The sequence below is a fragment of the Luteibacter sp. genome (assembly GCF_051958795.1).
In the GTDB taxonomy this organism is placed as follows: domain Bacteria; phylum Pseudomonadota; class Gammaproteobacteria; order Xanthomonadales; family Rhodanobacteraceae; genus Luteibacter.
The window spans coordinates 1-2,866 of the sequence record NZ_JBQCFT010000383.1 but is presented as its reverse complement, the minus strand read 5'-3'; the positions used below and the strand labels follow the sequence as shown (position 1 = coordinate 2,866).

The 2,866-nt window shown below is 72.1% G+C and carries 3 protein-coding genes; 1 reads left to right on the top strand and 2 read right to left on the bottom strand.

Annotation, left to right across the window (positions count from 1 at the left end; all coding sequences use genetic code 11):
* Positions 1–140 precede the first annotated feature (140 nt).
* Complete coding sequence (locus ACTHLF_RS20340; RefSeq protein ID WP_440329912.1) at positions 141–1,334, bottom strand: UbiH/UbiF/VisC/COQ6 family ubiquinone biosynthesis hydroxylase; 1,194 nt, start codon at positions 1,332–1,334, stop codon at positions 141–143.
* A 14-nt stretch (positions 1,335–1,348) separates the two neighbouring features.
* A complete protein-coding gene (ubiH, locus tag ACTHLF_RS20335; RefSeq protein WP_440329910.1) occupies positions 1,349–2,557 on the bottom strand; it encodes a 2-octaprenyl-6-methoxyphenyl hydroxylase in 1,209 nt (402 codons plus the stop codon).
* 71 nt (positions 2,558–2,628) lie between these two features.
* Between ubiH and ACTHLF_RS20330 the strand changes: the two genes are divergently transcribed.
* The coding region (locus ACTHLF_RS20330) for an ATP:cob(I)alamin adenosyltransferase (RefSeq protein ID WP_440329908.1) at positions 2,629–2,866 on the top strand (238 nt) is incomplete at its 3' end.

Sequence of the window (2,866 nt, the reverse complement as noted above, 5' to 3'; positions counted from 1 at the left end):
CGGCGGGGGCGCGCGGGGGGGGGGGGGGGGGCACCCTTGCGGGGCGGGGGGGTGTTGGGGCCGCGCGGTCGGGGGGTGGGCGCGGGGCGCCCCGCCCCCGCCCCCCCCCCCCCCGCTCCCACAAGGTTAAGGCGGCGCTATTAGAAGCCTGCCGCGTGGCGGACCAGTTTGCGTTTTAGCGGGGTGATGGCGTCGACGAGGCGGACGCCGAGGCCGCGGGCAGTGACCAGGGGTGCGGCGGTCCAGCCGTAGATGCGCGCGAGGGCGTCGAACGAGCGCGCATCGAGCTCGTCGGCACTGCGGCGGCGGCGGGCGTAGCGGCGCAGCACGTGGGTCGCGGCGATGTCGCGGCCGGCGGCGCGGGCATCGACCAATGTATCGCGCAGCTCGGCCACGTCACGCAGGCCAAGGTTCACCCCCTGCCCCGCGAGCGGATGCACCGCGTGCGCCGCATCACCCAGCAACACCAGCCGCCCGGTTTCGTAGCGGTCGGCAAGATTCAGGCGCAGCGGGAATGCAGCGCGGCGCGTCACGCTTTCGATCGGCCCCAGCCGGAAATCGCTGGCGACTCCGAGCTCATTGCGGAAGGCCTCGTCATCGAGCGCGAGCACGCGCTGCGCCTCGGCTTCCGGCAGGGACCACACGATGGAACTGCGCCCATCGGCCAGCGGCAGGAACGCCAGCGGGCCACCGGGAAGAAAACGCTGCCACGCCGTGCGTTCGTGCGGCCGCGCCGTGGCCACGTGCGCGACAACGCCTCGCTGCGCGTAATCGCGGCCATGCGTGCCGATGCCGACCATGCCGCGCAGCGGCGATGCCGCGCCATCCGCGGCGACCACCAGCTTCGCCGACAGCACCTGGCCATCCGCAAGATCCAGCTGCGCGCGGTCTTCGCGCATGCTGTAACCGGTGACTTCCGCCGGCACCACGCGGCGCACGCCGGCATCGTCCAGCGCATGCCAGAGCACCGCCTGCACCAGGTTATTCTCGACGATGTAGCCGAGCACGTCGCGGCCCTCATCGGCGGCATCGAAATGCAGCGTGGCGCCGTTTTCAGCGTCCCAGACCACCATGCGTTCGTAAGGCGATGCGCGCCCATCGCGGATGGCCGGCCAGACGCCGAGCTGGTCGAGCAGCTGGAGCGACGACGGTGCCAGGCCTACGACGCGCAGGTCCACGTCATGCGCGGCGGCCCAGGGCGTCGGTTCGCGCGCATCCACAAGCGCCACGCTGAAACCAGCACGCGCCAACGCCAGCGCCGCGGCGGCGCCCACCATGCCACCGCCAACGACAGCGACATCCAGCAGCCCGCCACGGCGGCGGGGCGCATCCATGTTCCAGTGATCGCTCACGGTGTCTTCTCCCGCACGGCGAACGGCGCGTTTTCGCGGAAGCCCATCCCGCGGCGGGTCAGTGCGTGGCGCAGCGGCGGCACGCGATCCAGCGCCAGCATGGCCAGTGAGCGCAGCGGCCCGAGGAACGGCTGGTCGAGGCACGCGAGCCGGATGAGGCCGTGGCTCATCGCCATGGTGCCTTCGCGATCGGGGCTACGCCGGCGCGCGTATTCCGCGAGCAAGGCCGGCGCGCCCGGATCGCCACCTGCGGCGACCAGCTCGGCAAGGGTCAGGGCATCGCGCAGGCCAAGGTTGAACCCCTGGGCGCCGATCGGGTGCACGGTCTGCGCGGCGTTACCCACGAGCACCGCGCGCTGGGCGGTCAGCGCTTCCGCGGCGACCCGACGGATTGGGTACGGCACGCGCTTGCCGGGCCGGGCCAGCCGGCCCAGGCGCCAGCCAAAGCGGGCCTGCGCAAGGGCCGCGAAGCCCGCGTCATCCAGCGCCGCGACCTCGTCGGCGCGTTCGGCACCCACGGTGAGCACCAGCCCCACGCGCCTCTCCGCGAGCGGTAGCACGGCTACCGGGCCCTCATCGGTGAAACGCTCGAACGCGCGGCCACGGGGGTCGCGCTCCGGCGTCATCGTGCTCACGAACAGGGCCTGCTCGTAATCGTGCTCGCGCGTGCCGATGCCGAGCTGGGCGCGAATACCGGAACCCGTGCCATCGGCGCCCACCACCAGCGGCGTGCGGACCTGCGTCGTACCGCCGGGCCCGGTGATGGTCGCCAGCCAGGCATCGTCCACCGGGTCGATCCGCTCGACCCGTGTCGGCGCCATGCGTATCAGGAGGCGGCAGCCATCGAGCCGACGCAGCAGCGCCTCGCCGAGTTCGCGCGCGGGCAGGGTCCAGCCGAGCGCGTCCACGCCCTCGCTGGCGGCATCCATGCGCACGCTGCCGAAATCGCCGGCACGGCTCGTATGGATATGCGTGATCGGCGTCGCCCGGGCGCGGGCGAGGTCCCATACCCCTATCGAGGCCAGGCCATTGACGGTGGCACGGGCCAGGGCCAGGTTGCGCTCGTCATAGCTGGGCTGGTCGCCCACGCGCGGCGCGGCGGCCTCCACCAGCATGGCCGGGATACCGGCGGAATCCAGTGCGATAGCGAGGCTGGCGCCGACCAGGCCGCCGCCGACGATGAGGATGGGAGATGCGGGACTCATGCGGCGCATCATAACGCCGCCACGTGCACGCACCGTGGGTGCGGCGGCCCGCCGCAGGCTAGAATCGCCCGATGGGTAACCGACTTTCGAAGATCTATACGCGTACCGGTGACGATGGCAGCACCGGCCTGGGCGATGGCAGCCGCACCGGCAAGGATTCCCTGCGGGTGGCCGCCTACGGCACCGTCGATGAGCTCAACAGCACGCTCGGCATGGTCATCGCCAGCGAGGGCACTGGCGAGGCGATCCGCGAGGTCCTGGTCCAGGTGCAGCACGAGCTGTTCGATCTCGGCGGTGAGCTGTGCATCC

Coding starts and splice junctions, on each gene's coding strand:
- ACTHLF_RS20340 (WP_440329912.1), bottom strand. CDS start 1,334: ATGGATGCGCCCCGCCGCCGTGGCGGGCTGCTGGATGTCGCTGTCGTT.
- ubiH (WP_440329910.1), bottom strand. CDS start 2,557: ATGAGTCCCGCATCTCCCATCCTCATCGTCGGCGGCGGCCTGGTCGGC.